The organism is Christiangramia sp. 3-2217-3z (genome assembly GCF_051195275.1).
GTDB lineage: Bacteria > Bacteroidota > Bacteroidia > Flavobacteriales > Flavobacteriaceae > Christiangramia > Christiangramia marina.
The window spans coordinates 1-5285 of sequence record NZ_JBNJLI010000021.1; the positions used below are offsets into that span (position 1 = coordinate 1).

The 5285-nt window shown below is 30.2% G+C and carries 7 protein-coding genes; all 7 read right to left on the reverse strand.

Annotated features, from left to right (window positions below):
• Positions 1 to 90: 90 nt before the first annotated feature.
• Positions 91 to 399 carry a hypothetical protein gene (locus ACSHZO_RS15570; protein WP_298248377.1) on the reverse strand — a complete coding sequence of 103 codons (309 nt, stop codon included), beginning with the start codon at positions 397 to 399 and terminating at the stop codon, positions 91 to 93.
• A 277-nt stretch (positions 400 to 676) separates the two neighbouring features.
• A complete protein-coding gene (locus tag ACSHZO_RS15575) occupies positions 677 to 964 on the reverse strand; it encodes a hypothetical protein (RefSeq protein ID WP_298248378.1) in 288 nt (95 codons plus the stop codon).
• A gap of 25 nt (positions 965 to 989) precedes the next feature.
• Positions 990 to 1448, reverse strand: a complete 459-nt coding sequence (locus tag ACSHZO_RS15580) for a hypothetical protein (RefSeq protein ID WP_298248379.1) — start codon at positions 1446 to 1448, stop codon at positions 990 to 992.
• A 121-nt stretch (positions 1449 to 1569) separates the two neighbouring features.
• A complete protein-coding gene (locus tag ACSHZO_RS15585) occupies positions 1570 to 1821 on the reverse strand; it encodes a hypothetical protein (protein ID WP_298248380.1) in 252 nt (83 codons plus the stop codon).
• Between the two features lie 9 nt (positions 1822 to 1830).
• On the reverse strand, positions 1831 to 2412 hold the full coding sequence (locus ACSHZO_RS15590) for a hypothetical protein (protein ID WP_298248381.1): 582 nt from the start codon (positions 2410 to 2412) through the stop codon (positions 1831 to 1833).
• Between the two features lie 462 nt (positions 2413 to 2874).
• A complete protein-coding gene (locus ACSHZO_RS15595) occupies positions 2875 to 4128 on the reverse strand; it encodes a pentapeptide repeat-containing protein (RefSeq protein WP_298248382.1) in 1254 nt (417 codons plus the stop codon).
• Between the two features lie 322 nt (positions 4129 to 4450).
• Entirely contained in the window at positions 4451 to 5173 is a 723-nt protein-coding gene (locus ACSHZO_RS15600) for a carboxypeptidase-like regulatory domain-containing protein (RefSeq protein WP_298248383.1), read from the reverse strand.
• Positions 5174 to 5285: the final 112 nt, after the last annotated feature.

Genomic DNA, 5285 nt, shown 5'->3' on the forward strand with positions numbered 1-5285 from the left:
GCTTCTGTAAATCTGCTTTTCTTCATAACTTAAAAATAGTTGATTTTTAAACTGTATGAAAAACAGGGAAGCCTTCAATACCTCTCTTCTTTAAAAAGCTTTTGCAGCACCAAATATTAATTGAATAATTATTATTCCGATTATTATGAAAATTGATATTCCCGTTATTAAATTGAATTTTCTTTTCTTTTTATCAATTGAGTTTTTCTTTAGCTCTGAACTTTCAAACAACAAAAAAGAAGCACTTAAAATTAGCCAAATTATAGTAGAGAATATGAATTGAAAGAATTCTGTCCCATCATTATAAAATTGATATTTTAAATAGAATCCAAATGCAATAATTATAAGGATTATTCCAAAAATTAAAATTCTATGGGAAATGTGTTTATTCAATGTCATTTTGCATCATTTGGATTAAATAAAACCAATTATGAAATCAAGAAAATCCAAAAGTATTTTTTCAATAGATTCTTTATTTATTCCCTTTTTTTAATTTTCAAACTTTTCTTCTTTTCGATTTTTTTTCTTGGCTTGCTCACAACGGTCTCGGCTATCGCCAGTTACGGGAGTTGGGAAGCGGAGTTGTCGGCTTATTTGTTTTGTTTCCTGGTTTATAAAATTACACTTTTTCGACTAAACCCGTTATTGGCGATGAGCCGTTGTTGGCAACTGGCAATTAATTGAAAACTTTATTTAAACTCTTTAAGACTAAATGTCCAATCATTAGATAGACATAAATGAAAACCGTAAATGTTATTGCGGATACTGGAGTAGCGACTATTAATATTAAAGCGCCTGAAAATCCATAATATTCTTTACCATTAAAATTTACAGGTTCTACACCTATTAAGCTCAGGATTATAAATAGAATAGTGAATGGTAATAAACCGAATAAGAATCCAAAAAATAATCTTTGAAATAGTGAATCTGGTTTTTTGGAATATTTGTCCAGGAAATTTTTCATCTAATCAATAGTTTTAGTTTTGAGGTTATTTTGGCCAATCGTAGTCACTGTCATTCTTGAAAGGAACTCCCATTTCCAGTTCTAAGACTAGGTCATATTCACAATTTAATGCGAGCCAATTTTCTTCATCAAAGTAAACGGTCTGAAAATTATAATCGTCTTTTTCCCAGTTTTTGGTTTTTTTGAAAATTTCTTTCTGGACAAGTTTTAAAGGTTGATCAATGATTTTCTTTTCTTCAAAAACTAAATTTTTATTTCTAGTTCTTAGATATCCAAACCGTTTATTTTTATCTTGGTAAAAGGTCAAACGTAATAATCTGTTTTTCCATTCCAATACTATTTCGTTATCATCAGTATCTTCTTCCAAATATCTTCTATCCGGTTTACCTAAAATTGAAATAACTTCTTTTTCCGTCATTCCAAACTTGATATTATCTATTCCGATTTTAGGTTTTAGCACCATTTCTCTATTGCTTGTTGCCAACGGTCTCGGTTATCGCCAGTTGGCGGAGTAGGGAACGCGGATTTGTCGGCTTAGTTTTGGTTTGTTGGTCAAGTTAATTATTTTCATACTATCGGTGCCGCTTATTGGCGATGAACCGTTGTTATGGGCTTTTAAATAGTTCTAAATCTTTTTTATGAACTTGGAGTCCGTTTTCGTCAATCCCAATAGTGTTATAATTATTTTCGTTTTTCTTTAAAAGAACAAAATCCTTATCCTTTTCTACCTTGATTTTAGTACCACCAGGTTTATAAGGTGTTGCTTTAGTCCAAGGTATATCTTTGGTTCCTACAATTTTAAAGAGATCGTTTTCAAAAGGAAATTTTTTGTACCTAACAATATCGTTAATTTTCATTTGTATAAGTTAATTAGCTATAATTCTTCCACTTGCAGTGAAATTAGTAGTACCGTCAGTACTTTCAAAAGTTAAATTTTCAAAGATTGTTACATATTCTCCATTTTCATTTTTCACATTAATGGTCTGATTTTCTAAAGCTGTTCCGGCCATAATTACATCATCCTCATCATTTTTAAATCTTATAAATACTTCCGCTTTATCTTGTTTTTCTTCTTTTGATTGTCCATATGCATTGAAAATTGTACTAATCGTCTTAGGACTTTCTAAATCCGTTCTAAAGACATCAATAAAAACTTCCAATTCTGCGCAAGTTGTTATTCCGCCAATTCCACCGATGTATTGTTTATCTGGATCGTGAATATCCATTACAAATTGGATTCCTGATGGCTCTCGATTTGTTGAATTGAAACTATAACTCGATAACTCAATTTGGTAATTGGAAGTATTATTTAAACTTGGCTCTCTTAAATCATTATTGATGCTTATAAAAACTCCATTACTTGGTTGTTCATTATCATCTTCTTTACTACAGGAGAATAGACTTAAAATAATTGTAAATAATAATAAAATGTGTGTAGTTTTCTTCATAATGATTTATTGTTTAGTTGAATTTATAAATTTAATTGCCCATAACGGTTACGGTTATCGCAAGTTGCGGGAGTAGGGACGCGGACTTGTCGGATTAACCATTTCTTTCCTGGTTTCTAAAATTACACTTTTTCGACAATACCCGTTATTTGCGATGAACCGATGTTGCCTGCAGTAGCGAATTACTTTTATATTTAAAAAACGATTTACTTCAATCCAAATAAAAGGAACATATTTAAAACCCTTTCTCAATATAGTTAGATTTCCAGGTCTTTTATTACCTCACAAAACCTTTGAGGTAATGAATTGTTATGAAACATACAGAAGACAGCAGTCATTTAGAACATTTTCTGTCTTTTCGATTAAATAATTCTAAATGAAATTTTAAGTTATGAGTGATACTATCACCCTTTTACTTATCTATTTAATAATTAGAGGTAGATAGATTAAAGTAGGCTCACATTAATGTGGGTCTACTTTTTCCCAATTTATTGGTATTTCTATATGTTTCGTTTTTTTAAATTGACTAAAATCATCAACTCTAGTATTATACATATCTACTACATGATTAGCAATCTTTTCTGACATCATATACTCAGTCTCATGTGTTTTCTGTCCAACTAAATTACTTGAAAAATTTATTCCTGATAAATCTGTTTCATTAATCAAACTTTCTTTGACCTTAATGCTAAAAGGATAAACACCGTGATATCCATGATTTAATTTACCTCCTGTAAAGTCATTGCCTTTTAGATATGATTCTATTTCTACATTTTTAAAATATGAACAAAAGAAAAATGTTTCTGAAAGAAACTCTCCCTTAAAACTTGTAAATTCAAAGGAGCAGCAATAATATCGAAAACCATATTGCGAATTCATAAAGTTACAGTTTGTAAATAAACAGTTGTAAAATTCAGATCTACCTATATCATTATTAAAATCTACATTCTCAAAATCGGTGTCTAAAATTAAAAAATGTACAAAGCAATCCTGATCAAAAGTACAGTTACTGATAGTTCCATTTTCGAATAACAAATGCATATTGCAATTTGAAAATTTGATATGCTCCATTCTAACAACACTTTTCTTTGACCTATTTATCTCACAGTTATTTATTTTACCATCAATTAGACTATATGGTAAAATAGAATAGCTCAAATCAAAGTTATTCAACTCAAAGTTTGATAAATCTACACATCCTAGATTTGTGAATTGAAGATTTTTTTCAAAGGGATGAAAAACCTTATTTTTTGATAAATTTTCTATGATCGAACGAATTACATTTTTTTTAATATCATCATCAGATTTCTTTTCCGGAGCTTCAGATTTAATGTAATTACAGTAAATGTTAACTACTATAGATGCGAATTTATCTGGATAATTTGAAGCAAGTAAATTTAGTTCTGCAATACCTCCAAGTATTATTGGTTCTTTATCATCTCCCAAATGCTCTACTGCATTTTTAAATTGATCATTAACAATGCTTTCTCTTGAAATTTCGATTTGTGAAGTTTGGATCTTCAGATTTTCGCCTTGGATTTTCAATTGTTCAGAATTATTTTGAACGTTGCGATCCATTGCTCTTGATCTAATAAATGAAATATATAATCCAGCTAAAACTATTAATCCACCGAGCATACTAATGAAATCTTTCATCAGCTGACCATTTCTATTTTCATCTAATGGATAGGCCCAATTAGCCCAATCATTTCTCATTGTAAAATAGACTACTGATAAAATGACTGCGGTTACTAGAATAAGCCAAAGAAATGAATAAGATTCCTTTGATTTCTTGTTCGTGTTTTTCAATGAATTAATATTGATTCTAATTAGCAAGCTAAACTAATAAAATTGATTAAGTATATTTAATCTAACTTGTGTATTGATATGAATTTTTAATTAAGCTATTGCTGGCAACGGTTTCGGTTATCGCCAGTTGGCGGAGTAGGGGACGCGGATTTGTCGGCTTAGTATTGGTTTTTTGGTCAAGTTAATTATTTTCTTTCTAACGCTGCCGCTTATTGGCGATTAACCGTTGTTAGTTGCAGGTTTTATGGTTCGAAAATAAGTTATGAAAAAAATATCCAACCTTATCAAATACGTTACGATCTTGAACTATTGCGATTCCACCTAGTGGCGTATTGTCTTCAATCATTTGGATATTGAAATACTTGTTATTTTTATAGAATCTCACCTCTTTCATTTCAAAACCAATAAAAGAGAAAATGAGGAAATTTTTTTCTCCCAGTTTTTCAGTTGGAATTTTAAAATTGAATTCTCCTTCTAAATTACTTTGTGTTCCAATTTTTGAATTTTTGAAAACAACGTTGGTTCCAGGTATCGGTTGACCGTCTGAATCAGTAACCTTCCCTTTAATTGTTATTGAATCTTGAACCTTCTTATTAGGTATTATACTTTTCCATTGTGTTTTGTCCGTTTGCTCAATTTTTGGCTTAGTTGAATTAGCACTTACTGGCTCGGTTAAACCAATTATGGAACTAAGGCCAATAAAAAAAGCTAATTTTGTAAAGTATTGATTACCTAATTGTTTTGACTCAATTTTGTTTTCTAATTGGTACGGATTCAGTTTTCCACATACCTCTCCTTTTCCTTTAATTTTTTTAAAAATTTCATTCTTACTATATCCGGTAAAATCAATAACTTCTTTTTGACATTTATCGCAAAATTTATTTCCATCTTGGCTTTTCATTGATTGCCAGTCTTGATTACAAGGGTTAATTATTTCTATTCTTCTTTGCATAAATACTGGATTCAATTTTGTTTAAAACTTGCAACTAACGGTTTCGAATAATCGTCAGTTGTGGTTGAAGGTATTCGGATTAGTCCGCTTAGGTTATTGTTTCCTGGTTTCT

Excerpts from the sequence above, each read along its gene's own strand:
- ACSHZO_RS15600 (WP_298248383.1), bottom strand. The coding sequence starts at position 5,173 with ATGCAAAGAAGAATAGAAATAATTAACCCTTGTAATCAAGACTGGCAA.
- ACSHZO_RS15575 (WP_298248378.1), bottom strand. The coding sequence starts at position 964 with ATGAAAAATTTCCTGGACAAATATTCCAAAAAACCAGATTCACTATTT.
- ACSHZO_RS15590 (WP_298248381.1), bottom strand. The coding sequence starts at position 2,412 with ATGAAGAAAACTACACACATTTTATTATTATTTACAATTATTTTAAGT.
- ACSHZO_RS15570 (WP_298248377.1), bottom strand. The coding sequence starts at position 399 with ATGACATTGAATAAACACATTTCCCATAGAATTTTAATTTTTGGAATA.
- ACSHZO_RS15585 (WP_298248380.1), bottom strand. The coding sequence starts at position 1,821 with ATGAAAATTAACGATATTGTTAGGTACAAAAAATTTCCTTTTGAAAAC.
- ACSHZO_RS15595 (WP_298248382.1), bottom strand. The coding sequence starts at position 4,128 with ATGAGAAATGATTGGGCTAATTGGGCCTATCCATTAGATGAAAATAGA.